Origin of the sequence: Sphaerobacter sp. (assembly GCF_019683595.1) — a bacterium.
Taxonomy (GTDB): domain Bacteria; phylum Chloroflexota; class Chloroflexia; order Thermomicrobiales; family Thermomicrobiaceae; genus Sphaerobacter.
Map to the genome: position 1 here is coordinate 1 of NZ_JADGHZ010000011.1, position 18,271 is coordinate 18,271.

The window sequence follows — 18,271 nt, forward strand, 5'->3', positions numbered from 1 at the left end:
GCTCGTAGTTGTTTTTAATAGACTGGTATGGCGACGCTGAAGATGGTGCCGGAGGAGAATGCCCCGGAGGAGGTGCGGGCGGCGTACGAGCTGATCAAGGCGGGCTTCGGGGCCGGGCGGGTGCCGGCGGTCTACCGGGTGCTGGCGAACAATCCCCGTTTGCTGGCGGCGGCAGTGGTCAACCGGGCGCGAATCATGGACGAGGGGGAGTTGGATCCGGTCCTGAAGGAGTGGCTGGCCTGGGCCACGGTCACGCTCGCGAACAACGTCTTCGGGGTGAAGGTGCACACCGCACGGTTGAAGAAGCTCGGGGTGACCGACGCGCAGATCATCGAGGGGCTGTCGGTGCTCCAGTATTTCACGGGCATCAGCGCTGTGATCAACGGGTTGGCGATGGATGATGACGTGGACCCGGAGGTGCTGGCGGCACTGGGGTAGGGAACCGGATTCGTCATCGCCCGCGTGCATGCAGCGGTGTCACCGGCGTCGGGGTCAGTCGCCTGGGTCGATCACGGTCTCGTCGGCGGCGATGTCGTCGTCGACCGATCCGGACATCGACTGCGAAAGCGGCAGGAAGCCGATCGCAAGCGACTGCTCGACGATGTCGCGCTTGACCAGCGCCTCGGCTCGCTGCAGCACGTCGCGCAGCGGGTGCTCGGGCATGGCGTGGGCGAGCATCTCCCGGACCTGTCGCATCAGGTCGAGCGTCTTGTTGAAGGTGAGCACGAGGTCGCCCTCGCTGAGCTCGATCTGCTCCAGGATGCGCGAGACCGTGGCGCCATGGCACCAGGCGCGAACCGCTCCGTAAAAGCCGTCGTTGTGACCGGTCGTGATGAAGAGGTTGTTCTGGCGCTCGGCCATCAGGATCTCGCGCTCGAGGTCGTCCAGGCGGCGCCGGAGCAGGACCAGGCGGTTCGGCAGCGAGTAGGTATTGGCGAAGCGGAAATCGCGGTCGTAGGCGAACCAGGAGAAGACCTCGGCGACGTCGGCCGGGTTGAGCTTGTCGAGGAAGCCGCGGTCGATCATCTCGCAAATGACCAGGCCGTTGGTGTCGAAGACGTTCGCGAGCGTGTCGGCCTTGGCTGTCGGGTAGCCGCGGTAGAGGTAGCCGAACCGGTGGAGCACGTCGCGGATGCCGCGGATGAGCCGGCGAACCCGCTCTTCCTCGTTGGTCAACTCGCGACCGAGATCGGCCTGAAGCGCTGCGCGTTCACGTTCGAGGTGCGCCACGCGCTTGAGGTTGTTCTGGTGCTCCTTGCGGCGCGGGCAGGTGTGGCACGGATGGTTGCGGCGCTCGGTGTTGATCGCCTGGAGCTGTTCGCGGTGGGCGCGTAGCTCCTGCTCCAGGCGGTTGCGCTCGGAAGCGAGCCGTGCCTCCTGCTGGGCGCGATGCTCGGCGAGCAGCGCGTCCAGGTCGGGAAGATCGAGGTCTCTGACCTGGCGCCAGATCTCGTCGAGGGCCGCCTGACCGATCAGCGGCCGAACATCCTCAACCGGCTCTTCGAGCTCAGTCAACTGGGAGGGCACCTCGACAGCCGGCTCTCCCGCCGCGAGGTAGTCGATCTGGCGGTACTCGGCGAGGAGTACCACCTCGTGGCCGGTGAGGAAGAGACCCACGCCGCCGCTCGCGGCGCGGCCGAGGTAGACGGCCCAGCCGCCTCGGCGGAGGTGAACGACGACCCCGGCCGGCAGTTCACGGAAAGCGCGGCGCAGGGCCTGCCGCCCCGGCTCGGGCCAGGGGCGCTGATCCAGGTTGAGCCGCAGCGCGTGCATATCGCGCTGGAGGCGCCGCTCGCGCCCACGAAGGGCGTTTATCGTGGCGTTGAGACCGCGGTATTCGTCGAGGAGCTCGTCCCCGCCGTCGAGGCCGATGAGGCAGCCCTGGGGCACTGCCTCGATCTCGCGGCCCACGTCGATGATGAGGTCTTCGATCTCGCGTACCCGCCGCGCCGTCTGGAACTGCGAGAGGCTCTGCTGGAGCATGTGCCGCACGCGGCTGCCGTGGGGCGGGTCCCACAGGTTGAGGACCGTGTTGTAGCGGATGGCGAACGCGCTCCGCACCGGCTCGAGCTCGCCGGTGGCGATCTCCAGCATCTCGCGGAAGCTCATCCAGGGACTGTAGGGAACGACGACCGAGCCGCGCTCGTCCATGCCACGGCGACCTGCGCGCCCCGCCATCTGCTGGAACTCGTTCGGGGTGAGCGGGCGGCGACGACGGCCGTCCCACTTGGTCATCCGGCCGATGACCACGCTGCGGGCCGGCATGTTGACGCCGAGGGCCAGGGTGTCCGTGGCGAAGACGACCTGCATCAATCCCCGGCTGAAGAGCACCTCGACGAGCTGCTTCAGGATCGGCAAGAGCCCGGCGTGGTGAAAGCCGATCCCGAGCTGCGCCAGCGATGCGATTTGCTGGACCTGCGCCAGCTCGCGGTCCTCCAGGCGCATCTGGCTGAGATAGTTCTCGACGACCGTGTTGATCTCCTGCCGGATCTTGTCGTCCTTGACGAGGTTCGGGCGCATCAAGGCGAAGCGCTGGGCATAGTCCTCGCAGTCACGCCGGCTGAAGAGGAAGTAGATCGCCGGAAGCATGTCCTCGGCCTGGAGCGCCCGGATGATCTCCCAGGGCGGCGGTTCGGCTTGTTCGGCCTGACGCCGCTGCTCAGAGGAGAGCCCCCCGCGCATCATCTGCCGCCGCACCTCGCCGCCGGTGTTGGGGAAGTCCGCCACCTGACGCCCGTGCTCGTCGATGACCAGATGCAACTTCTTGTCGAGGAAGTAGTAGAGCGAGAGCGGCACCGCGCGCTCGTAGTGGGTCACCAGGTGGATCGGGCGGTGGGTGCGGCTGATCCACTGGGCGATCTCGTCGGCGTTGGAGACGGTGGCGGAGAGGCAGATGAGCTGAATGTGCTCCGGGCAGAGGATGATCGCCTCTTCCCAGGTGGTGCCCCGTTCCGGGTCGGCGATGTAGTGGACCTCGTCGAAGATGATGCAGTCGACCGCGTCGAGCTCCCACGGGGTCTGCAGCAGCATGTTGCGCAGGACCTCGGTCGTCATCACAACGATCGGCGCGTCGGCGTTCTCGGTGATGTCGCCGGTGAGCAGCCCGACGTTGTCGCCGTAGATCACCCGGAGGTCGCGGAACTTCTGGTTGCTGAGCGCCTTGATGGGCGTGGTGTACATCACCCGGCCGCCGCGGCGGAACGCCTCGTAGACACCGAACTCCGCCACGACCGTCTTGCCGGTGCCGGTCGGGGCGGCGACCATCACGGAGTCGCCGGCCAGGAAGGTCTCGATGGCCTCGCGCTGGAAGGGGTCGAGCGTAAACGGGTAGAAGACGGAGAACTGCTCGATGATGGCGTCGACGTCGCTGGTTTGATGCATGCAGGTCCTGTCCTCGGTCCTTTCCCGCGTGCTGACAGCGCCTCTCCGAGACGCGGCCACCGGGTGATTATAACACCCGGCCTGCCCGTCCCAGCCGGGGAAAGCCGCGTGGGACCCGGCCCTGTGCTACGATTGCCGCGCGCCGGGCGGTCGGGCGAGACGACCACGGGGGACCGAGCAGAGTGGCGGGGACCGCCACCGTGGAGGCGCGGAGTGCGGGTTGGAGTCCTTGGACACCTCCTCTCGTTCGCCCCGGGTTACCGGCAGGCGGGCGTGAGCCGCTACATCGAGTTCCTGCTGCGAGCGCTTCCGGCCGCCGCGCCGGACATCGAGGCGGTGGTGTTCACCGGGCCGCAGGCGGGAGAATGCGGCGCGGACTTTCCCACGTCCTTACAGTGGAGACGGAGCCGTGTCCCGACCGGGCGGCCGGAGGTGCGTATCCTCTGGGAGCAGGTGGCCGGGCCGGTGGCGCTGCGGCGTGCGGGTGTCGATCTGGTGCACGGGCCGGTGAACGTGATGCCGTTGCTGGACGGTCTGCCGGGCGTGGTGACGGTGCACGACCTGGCATTCCGCATCTACCCGGAGCAGTACCCGCGGGCCAAGCAACGGTACCTTGACCTGCTCACCGGCCTGTCGGTGCGGCGAGCAGCGCGGGTCATCACCGTCTCTGAGAGCACCCGCCGCGATGTGCTGCGCTTCTACCGCGTGGATCCGGAGCGGGTCGTGACGGTTCCCAACGGCGTCGACCCGTCGCTCGCGCCGGTGACCGACCGGGAGCGGCTGGCCGCCTTCCGCAAGGAACATGGCCTGCCCGACGACTTCATCCTGTTTGTGGGCACACTCCAGCCGCGCAAGAATCTGGTGGGCCTGCTGCGTGCCTACGCGCGGATGGGCGCGCGGGTCGACGCGCCGCTGGTGGTGGCCGGCGGCAAGGGCTGGATGTACGAGCCGGTGTTCAACGAGGTCCGGGCGCTGGGCGTCGAAGATCGCGTGATCTTTGCCGGATACGCCGATCCGGAGGATCTGGCGCTCTGGTACAGCGCCGCCACGGTCTTCGTTTACCCTTCGCTGTATGAGGGCTTCGGACTGCCGGTGCTGGAGGCCATGGCCTGCGGCACACCGGTGATCACGTCGGACACGTCGTCGCTCCCCGAAGTGGCGGGGGACGCGGCCCTTCTGGTGAATCCGCGCGATGTCGATGCGATGGCGGCGGCCATCGCGCGGCTCATGGGCGACCCGGCGCTGCGGGCCGACCTGCGGGAGCGCGGACTGGCGCGGGCGCGGGCGTTTTCCTGGGAGCGGACGGCGCGGGAGACCGCGGCAGTGTACCGCGCCGCGTGCGACGCTGGTCGGGTGGAGGAGAGGAGCGAGGAGTAGGGATGCGCGTGCCGTCCGGCGGCCGGCCGGTCAAGGAGGTCGGCGAGTTTCCCCTCATCGACATGATCGACGGTGTCGTAGGCGCCGCGCTGCCGCGGCGGCTCCGGCTAGGCATCGGTGACGACGCCGCCGTCTGGCGCCCACGGCCGGGCCGCGACCTCGTCTTCACCACCGACGTGCTGGTGCAGAACGTTCACTTCCGCCTCGACTGGATGGACTGGCAGGCGCTTGGGCACAAGGCGCTGGCGGTCAACCTGAGTGATGTGGCGGCCATGGGTGCTCAGCCGCGGCTGGCGCTCGTCTCGCTCGCCCTGACCGGTTCGGAGCGCGACCGCGAGGTGACGGACCTGTTCCGGGGCATGAACGCGCTCGGACGGCGTTACGGCGTCGTGGTAGCGGGCGGTGACTTGAGCGCGTCACCCAACGGCGTGGTCGTGTCCGTCACCGTCGTCGGGGAGACCTTGGCGGGCCGTCGCGCGGTCATGACACGCGCCGCGGCGAAGCCCGGAGACGTGATTGGCGTGACCGGCCCGCTGGGAATGGCCGCGGCCGGGCTGCGGGTGTTCCAGCAGCAACTCCTCACGCTCGACGGTAGTCCGGCCATGCGTGAGGCGTACAGCCGTCCCCGCCCGCGCGTGCGTGAAGGGCGCCTTCTGACCCGCGCCGGTGTGCGCGCCGCGATGGACCTCAGCGACGGGCTGCTGGGCGACCTGCCGAAGATGTGCCAGGCGAGCGGCGTCTCGGCCGTGATCGACATCGCGCGCGTGCCCATCCCGAACTCGATCAAGTGGAACTTCGAGGATTGGTTCGACCTGGCCCTGCGCGGCGGAGAGGACTACGAGCTGCTCTTCACTGCGCCGCCGGCCGTGTTTGCGCGCGTTTGCCGGGCGTTCCGCCTCGCCGGGCTGCACGGACCGTGGCGCATCGGCGAGATCGTCAAGGCCGGGGCGAAGGGCCCCGAGGTAAAGATCCGCGAGGCGAGCGGCAAGCTCACCGAGGTTGAAACCGGGGCGTACACCCACTGGGGATAGCGGATGTCGGCCGTCTGATCGGCCGGCACCGCACCGGAACGACGATGCTGTCGCCTGTTACTACGGGGTAGTGGATTCGTCTTCCCGGCGGCGCATGACGAGCGCCACGACGATCTCTGCCACCGCGATCACGAGGATAAACAGGCCGATGCTGGGGAGCGCCGGGATCGCGAAGACGAACGCCAGCATGCCGGCGATCAGCATCATCGGCCAGGAGCGCTGGGCCGCCGCGACGAGGGCAAGCAAGATCGATACTCCCAGGATGGTCCAGAGGACCCCGGCGATCAACTCATCGGACACCCGCTGCCTCCCTCCACAGTGGGGATGACTTCACGCAGCTTCAACGCATGATGCCGATCGTAGCACAGATTCGTCGAATTCCGTGTTCGGCGTTCGAGAGCGTCAGCGGGGAGCGCGCCCGGGTGTGCTACCATGCCTCCAAGATCACAGAAGAACAAGCCAGTCGGCGCGCGGTGGCGCGTGGAAGGGATGTGCGACGGTGGATGCGATCGACCTGTGTTACCTGCCGGCCACGGAACTGCGACGGCTGTATGCGGAGCGGACGCTGTCACCGGTCGAGGTCACCCGAGCGGTGCTGGAGCGCATCGAACGACTCAACCCGACGCTCAACGCGTTCATAACCGTCACGGCCGATCTGGCGATGGATCAGGCACTGTCGGCCGAGCGAGACTACGCCGCCGGGCGGGCCGACCGGCCGCTCCTCGGCGTGCCGGTGTCGATCAAGGACCTTTCCGTCACCCGTGGGATCCGGACCACGCGCGGGTCCCTGATCTGGAAAGACTGGGTGCCCGACTTCGATGCCCCCTTCGTCGAGCGGCTCTACGCAGCCGGGTGCGTGATGCTTGGCAAGACCAACACGCCGGAGCTGGGATGGAAGGGAGACTCGGGGAACCGGGTCGTCGGCCCGACGCATAACCCGTGGCAGCACGGCCGGACGGCGGGAGGCTCGAGCGGCGGTGCCGGGGCGGCCGTCGCGGCAGGGATGGGTCCGCTGGCGCAGGGCAGCGACGGCGCCGGGTCGATCCGCATCCCCTCGGCGTTCTGCGGCATCTTCGGCTTCAAGCCATCGTTTGGGCTGGTTCCCTCCTACCCGCCCAGCGCGGTCGAGTCGCTGTCGCACGTCGGACCGATGACGCGCACCGTGCGCGACGCCGCGTTGATGCTCGACGTGATGGCGGGCTTCGATCCGCGTGACCGGCTGTCGCTCGATCCCACCACGCCCAGCTTCGTCGCGGCCTGCGACGGAGGTGTGGCCGGCCTGCGCGTCGCCTGGAGCCGGGATCTCGGGTACGCGGTAGTCGACCCAGAGGTCGGCGATATCGCTGCCCGCGCGGCGGCTGCCTTCGCGGACCTCGGCTGCGAGGTGGAGGAAGTCACACCCGGCTGGGAGGATCCATTCCAGATTCTCGACGCGATCTGGAGCACAGCCATGGCGGGCGTCTTCCGTGACAACTTCGAGCAGGTGCGCGACCAGCTAGACCCCGGTCTGGTACGGGTGATCGAAGATGGGCGCCAGATCAGCGGGGTCGATCTTGCCGCGGCGATGCAGCGGCGTAGCCAGTTCGCGGATCAGGTGCGGCAATTCATGGAGCGCTACGACCTGCTCCTGACGCCGACCATGCCGCTCGCCGCGTTCCGGGCCGGAGACGATCATCCGGGCGAGATCGCCGGCCAGCCGGTGACTCGTTTGAGCTGGACGCCGTTCACCTACCCCTTCAATCTCACGGGTCAGCCCGCGGCGACGGTGCCCGCCGGGTTTACCGACGCGGGGCTTCCGGTCGGGCTCCAGATCGTCGGTCGCCTGCGCGACGATGCGACCGTGCTGCGCGCGGCCGCGGCGTTCGAGGAGGCGCGCCCGTGGGCGGACCGGCGCCCGCCGGTGGACTGAGACCTAGCTTGTCGATCAAGAGCAACCCTGGTCGTCGCCGTCCCTCGCGACGACGACCAGGGCTCGCGTCTTGACCCATCCCCGTCATGCCCCGTGTTCCTGCTGAGCGGAATGTCCGTCTCGCGCAGAGTGGTCCCGTGTCGGCGGGTCCGGTGAGGACGGTTGCACCGTTCACATTTCCGTGACATTCCCGTCAAAGCTTCGTAGCGGCCTCCCCGTACCCTCGTGATGGTGGCTGGAGTCAGGGGTGCTCCGGCCCGCACGTTACGACGGTCTATCGGGGAGGTTCATCTATGGTGCAAGCAGTTGCGCCGACCCGCACGCACAGCCCGGCAACCGTTGCCGAGCGCCCCCCGGTGCTGCGCGCTGTTGGCCTCCGCAAGCGCTACGGGAATCACGACGCAGTGCGCGGCGTGAGCTTCACGGTTCATGCCGGAGAGGTCTACGGCTTCCTGGGACCGAACGGCTCGGGGAAGTCGACCACGATCGCGATGATCTTGGGGCTGGTCGAGCCGACCGAGGGCAGGATCGAACTGTTCGGTCTCGGGCCGGAGCGACGCGGCGAGGCGCTGTCGCGCGTCGGGGCGATCATCGAGCGGCCGACCTTCTATCCGTACCTGTCCGGGTTCGACAACCTGTCGGTGCTGGCTGCGCTGCGGGGCGGGATCCCGTCGAGGCGGATCCATGAGGTGCTGGAGCTCGTCGGCCTGGCGGAGGCGGGCAAGAAGCCGTTCGGGAAGTATTCCCTGGGCATGAAGCAGCGGCTCGGGATCGCCTGGACGCTGATTCACGATCCGGAGCTGATCATCCTCGACGAGCCGACCAACGGCCTCGATCCGGCCGGGATGATGGAGGTGCGTCACCTCATTCTCCGGCTCTCCGAGGCGGGGAAGACGATCTTCCTGTCGTCCCACCTGCTGAACGAAGTCGAGCAGGTGTGCGACCGCGTGGCGATTCTCCGCCGCGGCGAGGTGGTGCTGGAAGGCTCGGTGGCCGAGTTGACCGCACGGGGCCAGCAGACGCTGGTGCGGGTGGACGACATGCTGCGGGCAACGGAGATCCTGCGGAGCCTCCCCATGGTGCAACAGGTGGAGGAGCGGGATAGTGCGCTGATCGTGCAGGCGACGGATGGCGAGCGGGCCGCGTTGACGGCCGCGTTGGTGCAGGCCGGTGTCGCGGTTGAGGAGGTCCGGCCGGTCGGAAATACCCTCGAGGAAGCGTTCCTGGAGATTACAGGAGAACTGGGGAGCGAGGTGCGGCGTGACTAGTGGAACCAATACCCTGACCGCGGCGACGCTGAGCGCAAGCGACGCGATGCGAGCCCGGCCGGGCGTCGCCGCACTGACGCGGATGGAGCTAGGGAAGCTCCGGAAGCGTCCCATGACCAAGGTAACGTTCGGTCTCGGGATCCTGGCGGCGGTAGGCTTTATGGTGCTCGTGCTCGTCGCCGGGACCGACGGCTCGCGTGAGGCGTTCGTCTTCCCCAACATCGTTGAGGACAGCTTCCAACTGATTCAGCTCATGGGGAACATGACCCTCCCGGTGATCGGAGCAGCCATTGCCGGGTCCGAGTACGGCTGGGGCACGATGCGCCTTCTCCTGGCGACGGGCGTCGGACGCAGCACTCTGTTCACGGCGAAGTTGCTGGCGCTCCTGGTGGTCGACCTGCTCTTCGTCCTGATGATGGCGGTGCTCATTTCCGTGGAAGCCGCGTGCAGTGGGTGGCTCAGCGGCCAAGAGCAGGATCTGAGCGTCATCGACGGTGCCTGGGTGGCGGATGCCGTGCAACTTTACGCGACGACCGCCGGGCTGCTCTTCTTCCTCGTCATCGTGGCGTTTGGTGTGGCTATGCTCGGACGCTCCATGGCGGCCGGAATCGCGGTCGGAATCGGTTTGCCGATCGCGCAGCAGATCGCTGCGGTGATCGCCCCGGCGGTCTTCGGCCGATTGGGCGAGCTGATGGTCGACTTCTTTCCGAACACGAGCTTCCAGGCGCTAGCGATGCGGGCCGGATTTGATCCCGCGCCGGCGGAAGGCTTGCTCAGCCCCGAGCGGGCCATCGCGACGCTCGTCGGCTACAGCGTGTTGCTCCTCGGTGTTGCGGCACTCGTGTTCTGGCGGCGTGATGTCCCCTCCGGTGACTAGGGACGCGCGTTCGCGCGGGCGGGCCGGCACGCGACGACGCCGGCCCGTCTCATCGCCTCGGGGCGGGAGGGGCGTTGGTATACTGGCTCGGATGCGTTGTTTGCGCGTTGCACGGTTGTGAGATGCGAGGTTCTGAGGGGACGTGGCGGATATTGTCGTCGTCGAGGACGAGCGGGAGTTGGCGACCCTGGTTGAACAGGCGCTGCGCGAGGAGGGACACCGGGTCGAGGTCATCCGCGACGGGGCTGCGGCGCTCGAGCGGCTGACCGGTCCGGGCCAGCCGGAGCCGGACCTGATCGTGCTCGATCTGATGCTCCCTAACGTTGACGGGCTGGAGATTTGTCGCCGCGTGCGGCAATCCAAGATCACGCCGATCCTGATGCTCACGGCCCGGTCGACGGAGCTGGATCGCGTGCTCGGGCTGGAGCTGGGCGCGGACGACTATCTGACCAAGCCCTTCTCGCTGCGAGAACTCCAGGCGCGGGTCTCGGCGATCTTGCGGCGGGTGGAGATGATGCGGGCGCGCTCGCGCACCGAAGACGATACGACACCGATCGACCACGGCGACCTGACGATCGATCCGCTGTCGCGGGAAGTGACCTCGCGCGGGCAACCGGTGCACCTGACCGCCAAGGAGTTCGACCTGCTGCACCTTCTGGCGGCTAACCCCGGGCGGGTCTTCAGCCGGGATTATCTCCTGCACCGGGTGTGGGGCGAGGACTACGTCGGCGTGGATCGAACGGTGGACACGCACATCCTCCGGCTGCGCAAGAAGCTGGGTGGACCGGGCAGCCCGGCGGAGAGGATCGTGACCTTGTGGGGCATCGGATACAAGTACGAACGACCGCGTGACGGAGGGGCGTGATGCGGCGGGTGTTCACCGCGCCGTGGCGGGCGGTGCGGTGGTTCTTCCGAGCCTATCGCCGGCGGCTGAGCGTCCAGCTCATCGTCTCGCACGTCCTGGTGGTGTTGCTGACGGCGTTGGTGATCGAGCTTGCCGTGGCCGGGGTCTTCCTCGGTGCCTACAACGCCGGCTGGCTCCCCCTGAGCACCGGCATCGACTCGTTCGCGATCAACACCACCGTGATGGTGGCTCAGACGGCGGGTCCCGACGCGGTCAGCGCTGCGGCGCTCGGCGACACCGAACGCTTGAATTCCGTCCAGCAGCGGCTCGCGCTCGTAGCCGGCCAATACGACGTCGGCAGCCCCAAGCGCGGTGAGCGCCGGATCGCGATCACGGACGCTGGCGGCCGGATCGTGGCGACTTCGGACCCCACCTGGGCGCCGCCTGGGCAGACCGTCGACGTAATCCCGAACCCGCTCACGGTGCGCATCGCGCGACGTGGTCTGGAACTGGCGGGCGCCCCGTCGGGTCACGGGAACCTCTGGGTCACGGACGGCGATGAGAACGAGACGGTCGTGGTCCACCCCATTCTGTCGGTGGATGACGTCTTCCAGGGGCTGGTCGTGCTCGAGCGATTCGACCCGTCGTCGGGCCCGACGTCGTTGCCGGCGCCGACGGTCGCGGCAGGGCTGGTCTACATCATCGTCACGACGCTGGCGGTCCTCATTGCCCCCGCCCTCGTCGTGGCGGTGCCGGTTGGGATCCTCCGGGCCCGGCGCGTGTCGAAGCGCGTGTCGCACCTGGCCGAGGCGGCCGACGCCATGGCGGAGGGCGACCTCGGGCGCCGTGTCGCCGTCAAGGGGGAAGACGAGATCGCGCGGCTGGCCGAGCGCTTCAACGAGATGATCGCCAGCGTGGATCGGACCGACCGGGCGCGGAAGGCGTTCGTAGCCAATGTGTCGCACGACCTGCGAACGCCGGTCGCGATCGTGCGGGGCCACATCGAGCGGCTGCTGGCGAGGCGGGGCGCCGACCCGCTCTCCGGTTCGCTGGGGGAGCTGGACGACGAGGAGACGCGGTCGCTCGCGGTGATGCATCAGGAAGTGCTCACGCTGGAGCGCCTCATCAACGACCTGTTCACGCTGGCCCGAATCGAGGAAGCCGCGCTGCAGATCGAACCGGCTCCGGTGGCGATCGAGGAGGTGGCACGGGCCGCGGTCGAGGGCATCCGGCCCATGGCGTGGGACCAGCGGAAGGTCGCCGTCGAGGCGATGCTGCCGCCGGACCTGCCGCCGGTGCTGGCGGACCGCACTCGCCTGCAGCAGATCTTCGGCAATCTCCTCTACAACGCGCTGCGTCACACGCCGGAGGGAGGCCTGATCGTCGTCGGCGCCGAGCAGCGGGATGGGGTGGTCGAGGTGTCGGTCCGTGACACCGGCGGCGGCATCCCGGAGGAGGAGCTGGAGGCCGTGTTCCAGCGCCATTACCGATTGGGCGACGGTGCGGGTTTCGGCGAGTCGAGCGGGCTGGGACTCGCCATCGTCAAGCAACTGGTCGAGGCGCAGGACGGGTCGATCTGCGTGGAGAGCGTGCCCGGAGAGGGAACGGTGTTCCGCTTCACGTTGCCGGTGGCGACCAAGGGGCGCGGTTGACGACGGCGCTTGCCGGTTTCATTGAGCGCTGGCTATGATGGGGCCACGCCACAGCGACTCCGGCGCAGGCCTGCACGCTGCGGCGCGCACCATAACGGAGGACACGACCTCGATGCTGACCCAGCGCCCAGCGCTCGACGTGATCAGTCACAGCCCGGAACAGACGCGGTGGCTTGGCTCGCGGCTCGGCCGGCTCGCCCGGCCTGGCGACGTCATCCTGCTCACCGGCATCATTGGCTCGGGCAAGACGACGCTGGTGCAGGGCATTGCACGGGGATTGGGCGTGACCGGCTACGTGCAGAGCCCGACCTTCACCCTGGTCCACGAGCACCCTGGGCGAACCGCCGACGGCCGGCCGGTGACGCTCTACCACCTCGACCTCTACCGCCTGGAGGGAGATGAGGAGCTGGTCACGGTCGGCTACGAGGACTACTTCGCGGACCCGGCGGGGATCACGGTGGTGGAGTGGCCGGAGCGGCTCAGCGCCGAGCTGCCCGAGGAGTACCTGCTCGTAAACCTCGAATATATTGCCGATGCGAAGCGCCGGCTCGCCCTCTATCCACGGGGCGAGCGCTACGAGGCGCTGGTGGAGGCCTTTCGCGTGGAGGTGTTTGGTGCCCGCCGAGGACCGGCTGCTTCTGGCCATTGACACGTCGACCGAGGTCGCGGGGCTGGCGCTCTACGACGGCGCGACGGTCAGCGAGCTGACCTGGAATGCCGGGCGGAACCAAACCGCGTCCCTCCTCACCCAGATCCGGCACCTGCTAGATATCAACGGACGTGACCTGACGGAGGTCGGCGCCGTGGCCGTGGCGATCGGGCCGGGCACCTTCAACGGCCTGCGCGTGGGGATGAGCGTGGCCAAGGGCCTGTGCTACGGGCTGGGTTTGCCGCTCATCGGCATCGGCACACTGGATACCATTGCCTACCCGCATGTGCGGTCGCGCCACCCGATCCGCGCGGTTGTCCCGGCCGGTCGGGGACGGGTGGTGTACGCTGACTACCGGTACCGGAACGGACGGTGGGTGCGGCTGAGCGACCTGCGCAATGAGCGGATGGACCAGTTGGCGGACGAGCTGGTCGAGAAGACTATCATTGCGGGAGAGTTGCCGGCGGAGTTGGCGGCTCGCCTGGAGGAGTCCCCGCTCGTCATCGTGCCGCCGCCGGCTCTGCGGGTGCGGCGCCCGGCGTACCTGGCGGAGGTTGCGCACCGACGCTGGCTTGAAGGGGATACCGACCCCCTGGAGACGTTGGAGCCGGTCTACGTGCACGGCAGTGCGAGCACGGCCGCGGCGCCCGAGCCGCGCGCGTCCACGGGGTAATGCAGCGGGCGGGCTGGAGACGGTGTCCCGGGCACCGGTGGAGAGAGACAGGCATCGTGAACAACGAGATGACCGCTGGGCCTCGCCGGTACTATGTGCAGCCGATGCGCGTCGAGGACGTGCCCGAGGTGTCCCGGGTCGAGCGGCGCTGCTTCACCAACCCGTGGCCGGAGTCGGCCTACCGGCGTGAGTTGCGCAACCCGGCCAACAACTACTACATCGTGTTGCGCTGGCAGCGCGGTGACCAGGTGGAGGGTTCCGGAGCGCCCGAGCCGCGCGGGCGGCTGGCGCTGCTGCCCTTGATCCGGCGTTCGGAGCCGCAGGTGTCCGACCCGATCGTCGGGTTTGCGGGGATGTGGATCCTCTACGATGAGGCGCACATCACCACGATCGGGGTGGATCCCGACCATCGGGGCCGCGGGCTCGGTGAGTTGCTGCTCGTCAGCCTGTTCGACGAGGCGATCCGGCGGAGCGCCGAGTGGGTGACGCTTGAAGTCCGAGTCTCGAACCACACCGCGCAGGCGCTGTATGAGAAATACGGCTTCACGCGCCAGGGGCTGCGGAAACGCTACTACAGCGACAACGGCGAGGACGCCTACATCATGTGGTCACCGTCACTGCGTGACCAGGCGTCACGGCAGCGCTATGACGAACTCCGCGAGCGATTGTTCGCGCGCTTTGCGGCAGAAGGGATCGTGACAGGTCAGCATGGCGACGAGCACGGGCACCGTTATTCTGGGTATTGAAACCTCGTGCGACGAGACCTCCGCTGCCGTCGTTCGTGGCGGACGGGAGGTGCTCTCCAACGTCATCCACTCACAGATCGACCTGCACCAGCGCTACGGCGGGGTGGTGCCGGAGTTGGCATCGCGCCGGCACATCACGACGATCATCCCGGCCATCGACCTGGCGCTGGAGCAGGCGGGGGTGACGCGGGACGACATCGACGCCATCGCGGTGACCGAAGGCCCGGGTCTGGCAGGGGCGCTCCTCGTGGGAGTCAACGTGGCGAAGACGCTGGCGCTCACGTGGGGCCTGCCGGTGGTGCCGGTCAATCATCTCGAAGGCCATATCTACGCCAACTGGTTGTCGCTGCCTGGCGAGGATCCGGTTCCGCCGCCCGCCTTCCCGCTGGTGTGCCTGATCGTGTCGGGCGGGCACACGGAGCTCGTCTTCATGCGTGGACACGGGGAGTATGAGCTGCTGGGCCGCACGATCGACGACGCCGCCGGCGAGGCGTTCGACAAGGGCGCGCGCATCCTGGGTTTGGGTTACCCGGGCGGCCCGGCGATCCAGCGGGCGGCGGAGCAAGGGCGTATTGGACGATTCCACTTCCCGCGGGCGTGGCTCGGCGACAGCTACGACTTCAGCTTCAGCGGTCTCAAGACCGCGCTCCTGCGGGAGGTGGAGAAGTACCGGCGACCCGGCCCGCGCAAGCGCCGGCCGAAGGGTGACCAGCCGTTCCTCACCCACGAGCCGCCGGAGTACGCGCCCAACATGCCGGTCAACGACCTGGCGGCCGACTATCAGGATGCCATCGTCGACGTCCTGGCCGAAAAGACGATCCGCGCCGCCCGCGAGACGGGCGCGGCGACGGTGTTGATCGCCGGCGGCGTGGCCGCCAACAGCCTCCTGCGGCGCCGGCTTGCCGGTGCGCTCGACATCCCGGTCCGCTATCCGCCTCCAATCCTCTGCACCGACAACGCGGCGATGATCGCGGGCGCGGCCTACTATGTGCAGCGGCGCGGGGTGCAGGCGGGGTTGGACCTCGATGCCCACCCGCAGTTGCCGCTGGTCACCGCGACCGCATTCACGGACGACTGAGCGCAGTCCCGCCGCACGGCGGGGCGGGCGATGAGGAGCGCAGGGTGACAACAAAGACGTTGGAAGCGGCCCGGGCGGTAGCCACGGACGCGGCCCGTCGTGCCGGTGCGCTGCTGCGGAACATGGCCGGGCAGATCCACGACGTTCGTCACAAAGGTCCGGTCGACCTGGTCACCGAAGCCGACAAGGCCAGTGAGCGGCTGATTGTCGAGACGATCCGCGACCGGTTTCCCGACCACGCCATCCTCGCTGAAGAGAGCGGTGCCCTCCGCGGCGCTGACGATGCGCCGCGCTGGTTGATCGACCCGCTCGATGGCACGACGAACTATGCGCACGGGTATCCGCTGTACGCCGTCTCCATCGCCCTTGAGGTTGGGGCGGAGGTTGTCCTCGGGGTCGTCTACGTTCCAACGCTCGACGAGCTGTATGTTGCTGAGCGTGGGCGGGGCTCCTGGCTCAATGGCCGGCGCCTGCGCGTCTCTCGAACCGACACCTTGCTCGCGTCGCTTCTTGCCACGGGATTCCTGTATGATGTTGATACACGTGGGCGGAATCTTCCGCACTGGGAGAACTTCATTCATGCGACGCAGGGGGTGCGCCGCAGCGGTGCGGCCGCGATCGACCTGTGCCACGTCGCGGCGGGGCGGCTGGACGGCTACTGGGAAGAGGGACTGGCGCCCTGGGACTCGGCCGCCGGGTCGCTGATGGTCACAGAGGCGGGCGGTACCGTCACGGGCTACGGTGGCGAACCGTTCCGTGTGGACGGACCGAACTGCGTCGCGTCGAACGGACAGATTCACGCGGCGATGCTGCGGGTGTTGGCGCAGGGCATGGCGGCGCTGCCGGACTGACGGGCGCCGCTCGTGCGGTGGCATCGAGCTGGTTCGATGCCGGGCGTGGCCGGAGGTGCGTCGTGACCAAGGCGTATGTCCTTATCACCACCGAAATCGGCAAGGGCGACGACGTCTATGAGGCTCTGTCGCGCATCGAGGGCGTGACGGCGGTCAACATCGTGGCCGGTACCTACGATGTAGTCGCCGTCCTGGAGGCATCGGACGCGCGGGAGATCGGCCGGCTGGTCATGGGACCCATCCAAAAGGTCGACGGGGTCATGAGCACGGTCACACTGATGGCCATCCGCTAGGGCGGGCCGGCGCGCGTCGTTGCCGTCGCCTTGCCGGGCGGCATATACTGTGGCGCATGGACATCCCGACCGCCCTGATCCTTTCGGATCGGTTTCGCCTCCACGACACCGGGGCACATCCGGAAAATGCCCAGCGCCTGGTGGCGATCGAGCGTCACCTGCACGAGCGCGGGCTGATCAACCCGCGGACCGTGCTCGATCCGGAGCCGGCTACCCCTGACGATATCGCGCTGGTCCACGACCCGGAGTACATCCGGTTCATCGAGCAGATCTCCTACGCCGGCGGGGCCTACCTCGACAGCGACACCTACGTCTCCCCGCTGACCTACGAGACGGCGCTGCTCGCCGCCGGTGCCGCGAAGCAAGCGGTGGATGCCGTGCTCGACGGAGCGGCCTCGCGGGTGTTCGTCTTTCCCCGGCCGCCCGGCCACCACGCCCTGCGCCGGCAGGGCATGGGCTTCTGCATCTTCAACAACATCGCGGTGGCGGCTCGCCACGCGCTCGATCGCCGTGGTTTGCGCCGCGTGGCGATCATCGACTGGGATGTCCACCATGGGAACGGGACGCAGGAGGCCTTCTACGATACCGACGAAGTCTTGTTCTTCTCGGTGCATCAGTGGCCGCTTTTCCCGGGCACCGGGCACCGAGACGAAGAGGGAGTTGGATTCGGGCAAAGCTACACCGTCAACCTCCCCCTGCCCCCCGGCTCGGACGATGCCGACTACACCCGCGTGTTCGACGAGGTGATCGGGCCACGCCTCGTCGAGTACGCACCCGAGCTGATTCTGGTCTCGGCCGGTTTCGACGCGCACCGGGACGACCCGCTCGCTCTCATGGAGGTGACGGAGCGTGGTTTCTACGAGATGGCGCGGCGGGTGCGCGAGTGGGCGGATCAATTGAGCGAGGGGCGTTTGGTCCTGCTGCTGGAGGGCGGTTACAATCAACGCGCGCTGGTCCGGAGCGTGGAAGCGACGATCCGAGCGCTGGACGCGCTCCCAGCGCCGGAAGAGTGTGCAGAATGATCGCAGTCGTCGACTACGGCGCTGGCAATATCGCCAGCGTCGTCAATGCAATGGGCCGCCTCGGGGCGGATGCGTGCATCACGCGCGACCCGGACGTGATTCGGACCGCCGCGGGTGTCATCGTGCCGGGCGTCGGTGCGGCTGCGGACGTGATGGCGCACCTGTCGGCCAACGGACTGGTCGATGTGCTCCGGGAGACCATTGCCGCGGGCACCCCGTATCTCGGCATCTGCATGGGGATGCAGGTGCTCTTCAGCGTGAGCTACGAGGGTGGGGAGCATCCGTGCCTGGACGTGATCCCGGGGGCGGTGCGGCGCCTCCCCGGTGGTCAGCCGCTCCCACACGTCGGCTGGAACCAGGTGTCTCACCAGGGATCGAGCCCGCTCTTCGACGGCATCCCGGACGGCGCCGATTTCTACTTCGTCCACTCCTACTACGTCGACCCGGCGGTGGAGGGCTGGACCGCAGCGACCACGGACTACGGCGTGCGCTTCACCAGTGCGATCGCACGCGAAAACGTGATGGGAACACAGTTCCACCCCGAAAAGAGCGGCCGGTGGGGGCTGAAGCTGCTGCAGAACTTCACGCGGATGGCCGGCGCCGGTCGGTGAACGGTGGCC

At 68.1% G+C, this 18,271-nt stretch carries 18 protein-coding genes; 16 read left to right on the forward strand and 2 right to left on the reverse strand.

Annotated features, from left to right (window positions below; all coding sequences use genetic code 11):
• The first annotated feature begins 27 nt into the window (after positions 1-27).
• Positions 28-438: a carboxymuconolactone decarboxylase family protein gene (locus tag IRZ30_RS02265; RefSeq protein WP_294082487.1), complete on the forward strand. Its 411-nt coding sequence runs from the start codon at positions 28-30 to the stop codon at positions 436-438.
• A gap of 54 nt (positions 439-492) precedes the next feature.
• Here the strand turns inward: IRZ30_RS02265 and IRZ30_RS02270 are convergent, their stop codons facing one another.
• A complete protein-coding gene (locus IRZ30_RS02270; RefSeq protein WP_294082489.1) occupies positions 493-3,381 on the reverse strand; it encodes a DEAD/DEAH box helicase in 2,889 nt (962 codons plus the stop codon).
• Positions 3,382-3,594: 213 nt separating this feature from the next.
• Here IRZ30_RS02270 and IRZ30_RS02275 point away from each other — a divergent pair, with 213 nt between their 5' ends.
• Entirely contained in the window at positions 3,595-4,758 is a 1,164-nt protein-coding gene (locus IRZ30_RS02275; protein ID WP_294082491.1) for a glycosyltransferase family 1 protein, read from the forward strand.
• A 2-nt stretch (positions 4,759-4,760) separates the two neighbouring features.
• Positions 4,761-5,789, forward strand: a complete 1,029-nt coding sequence (gene thiL / locus IRZ30_RS02280; protein ID WP_294082493.1) for a thiamine-phosphate kinase — start codon at positions 4,761-4,763, stop codon at positions 5,787-5,789.
• A 60-nt stretch (positions 5,790-5,849) separates the two neighbouring features.
• Here thiL and IRZ30_RS02285 read toward each other — a convergent pair whose 3' ends face one another.
• The gene (locus tag IRZ30_RS02285) at positions 5,850-6,089 is read right to left on the reverse strand and encodes a hypothetical protein (RefSeq protein ID WP_294082495.1); all 240 of its coding nucleotides are present in this window, start codon (positions 6,087-6,089) and stop codon (positions 5,850-5,852) included.
• Between the two features lie 199 nt (positions 6,090-6,288).
• Here IRZ30_RS02285 and IRZ30_RS02290 point away from each other — a divergent pair, with 199 nt between their 5' ends.
• The 13 genes from IRZ30_RS02290 to hisH all read left to right on the forward strand — a co-directional run bounded on the left by IRZ30_RS02290 (position 6,289) and on the right by hisH (position 18,262).
• Positions 6,289-7,698 carry an amidase gene (locus IRZ30_RS02290; RefSeq protein WP_294082496.1) on the forward strand — a complete coding sequence of 470 codons (1,410 nt, stop codon included), beginning with the start codon at positions 6,289-6,291 and terminating at the stop codon, positions 7,696-7,698.
• 293 nt (positions 7,699-7,991) lie between these two features.
• Positions 7,992-8,966: an ABC transporter ATP-binding protein gene (locus tag IRZ30_RS02295; RefSeq protein WP_294082497.1), complete on the forward strand. Its 975-nt coding sequence runs from the start codon at positions 7,992-7,994 to the stop codon at positions 8,964-8,966.
• A complete protein-coding gene (locus tag IRZ30_RS02300) occupies positions 8,959-9,843 on the forward strand; it encodes an ABC transporter permease (RefSeq protein WP_294082498.1) in 885 nt (294 codons plus the stop codon). Before IRZ30_RS02295 ends, IRZ30_RS02300 begins: the two co-directional genes overlap by 8 nt.
• A gap of 142 nt (positions 9,844-9,985) precedes the next feature.
• Positions 9,986-10,708, forward strand: coding sequence for a response regulator transcription factor (locus IRZ30_RS02305; protein WP_294082499.1), 723 nt, complete (start codon positions 9,986-9,988; stop codon positions 10,706-10,708).
• Complete coding sequence (locus IRZ30_RS02310; RefSeq protein ID WP_294082502.1) at positions 10,708-12,339, forward strand: HAMP domain-containing sensor histidine kinase; 1,632 nt, start codon at positions 10,708-10,710, stop codon at positions 12,337-12,339. Before IRZ30_RS02305 ends, IRZ30_RS02310 begins: the two co-directional genes overlap by 1 nt.
• Before the next feature lie 112 nt (positions 12,340-12,451).
• Positions 12,452-12,988, forward strand: a complete 537-nt coding sequence (gene tsaE, locus IRZ30_RS02315; RefSeq protein WP_294082504.1) for a tRNA (adenosine(37)-N6)-threonylcarbamoyltransferase complex ATPase subunit type 1 TsaE — start codon at positions 12,452-12,454, stop codon at positions 12,986-12,988.
• Entirely contained in the window at positions 12,954-13,661 is a 708-nt protein-coding gene (tsaB, locus tag IRZ30_RS02320) for a tRNA (adenosine(37)-N6)-threonylcarbamoyltransferase complex dimerization subunit type 1 TsaB (RefSeq protein WP_294082506.1), read from the forward strand. The genes tsaE and tsaB overlap by 35 nt, the downstream gene beginning before the upstream one ends.
• A 56-nt stretch (positions 13,662-13,717) precedes the next feature.
• On the forward strand, positions 13,718-14,407 hold the full coding sequence (rimI, locus tag IRZ30_RS02325; protein ID WP_294082508.1) for a ribosomal protein S18-alanine N-acetyltransferase: 690 nt from the start codon (positions 13,718-13,720) through the stop codon (positions 14,405-14,407).
• Positions 14,370-15,485 (forward strand): tRNA (adenosine(37)-N6)-threonylcarbamoyltransferase complex transferase subunit TsaD, encoded by a 1,116-nt coding sequence (gene tsaD / locus IRZ30_RS02330; protein WP_294082509.1) that lies wholly within the window; start codon positions 14,370-14,372, stop codon positions 15,483-15,485. The genes rimI and tsaD overlap by 38 nt, the downstream gene beginning before the upstream one ends.
• A gap of 44 nt (positions 15,486-15,529) precedes the next feature.
• The gene (locus IRZ30_RS02335) at positions 15,530-16,336 is read left to right on the forward strand and encodes an inositol monophosphatase family protein (RefSeq protein WP_294082510.1); all 807 of its coding nucleotides are present in this window, start codon (positions 15,530-15,532) and stop codon (positions 16,334-16,336) included.
• A 62-nt stretch (positions 16,337-16,398) separates the two neighbouring features.
• Positions 16,399-16,629: an Lrp/AsnC ligand binding domain-containing protein gene (locus tag IRZ30_RS02340; protein ID WP_294082512.1), complete on the forward strand. Its 231-nt coding sequence runs from the start codon at positions 16,399-16,401 to the stop codon at positions 16,627-16,629.
• 56 nt (positions 16,630-16,685) lie between these two features.
• A complete protein-coding gene (locus tag IRZ30_RS02345) occupies positions 16,686-17,651 on the forward strand; it encodes a histone deacetylase (RefSeq protein WP_294082514.1) in 966 nt (321 codons plus the stop codon).
• Positions 17,648-18,262, forward strand: coding sequence for an imidazole glycerol phosphate synthase subunit HisH (hisH, locus tag IRZ30_RS02350; RefSeq protein WP_294082516.1), 615 nt, complete (start codon positions 17,648-17,650; stop codon positions 18,260-18,262). Before IRZ30_RS02345 ends, hisH begins: the two co-directional genes overlap by 4 nt.
• The last annotated feature ends 9 nt before the right edge of the window (positions 18,263-18,271 follow it).

What these genes read in the sequence shown, in the direction of transcription:
- IRZ30_RS02265 (WP_294082487.1), top strand. Translation starts at nt 28, where the DNA reads ATGGCGACGCTGAAGATGGTGCCGGAGGAGAATGCCCCGGAGGAGGTG.
- IRZ30_RS02270 (WP_294082489.1), bottom strand. Translation starts at nt 3,381, where the DNA reads ATGCATCAAACCAGCGACGTCGACGCCATCATCGAGCAGTTCTCCGTC.
- thiL (WP_294082493.1), top strand. Translation starts at nt 4,761, where the DNA reads ATGCGCGTGCCGTCCGGCGGCCGGCCGGTCAAGGAGGTCGGCGAGTTT.
- IRZ30_RS02295 (WP_294082497.1), top strand. Translation starts at nt 7,992, where the DNA reads ATGGTGCAAGCAGTTGCGCCGACCCGCACGCACAGCCCGGCAACCGTT.
- IRZ30_RS02310 (WP_294082502.1), top strand. Translation starts at nt 10,708, where the DNA reads ATGCGGCGGGTGTTCACCGCGCCGTGGCGGGCGGTGCGGTGGTTCTTC.
- tsaE (WP_294082504.1), top strand. Translation starts at nt 12,452, where the DNA reads ATGCTGACCCAGCGCCCAGCGCTCGACGTGATCAGTCACAGCCCGGAA.
- tsaD (WP_294082509.1), top strand. Translation starts at nt 14,370, where the DNA reads ATGGCGACGAGCACGGGCACCGTTATTCTGGGTATTGAAACCTCGTGC.
- IRZ30_RS02345 (WP_294082514.1), top strand. Translation starts at nt 16,686, where the DNA reads ATGGACATCCCGACCGCCCTGATCCTTTCGGATCGGTTTCGCCTCCAC.
- hisH (WP_294082516.1), top strand. Translation starts at nt 17,648, where the DNA reads ATGATCGCAGTCGTCGACTACGGCGCTGGCAATATCGCCAGCGTCGTC.